Raw genomic sequence first — 300 nt, forward strand, 5'->3', positions numbered from 1 at the left:
AGCACATAAACATGCCGAGAGTAAACTTCATCGGCATCGAGAGATCTTTGCCTTTGTTACCCAGATGCGTGTAAATGCCTGCCAGTATTGGGCTGGCGAGTACCACCCAGAACGGGTTAAGCGCCTGGAAGCTGACCGGGTTGATGGAAAAGCCGAGAATTTCATGATGCACGTTGTTGATGGCAAAGAAGTTCAGCGACGTTGGCATCTGGGCGTAGAGAATGTAAAACACCACCGCTTCGAGCATCAGGACAAAGGCGACAAACATTTTATTGCGCCCGGTTTTATCCAGCTTGAATG

At 49.3% G+C, this 300-nt stretch carries 1 protein-coding gene; it reads right to left on the reverse strand.

The genetic code is table 11. From position 1 onward, the window contains the following. On the reverse strand, positions 1 to 300 hold a 300-nt coding region (locus tag LZP73_RS19965), incomplete at both ends, for an oligopeptide:H+ symporter (protein WP_234236656.1).

Source organism: Shewanella sp. AS16, from assembly GCF_021412365.1.
Classification (GTDB): domain Bacteria; phylum Pseudomonadota; class Gammaproteobacteria; order Enterobacterales; family Shewanellaceae; genus Shewanella; species Shewanella salipaludis.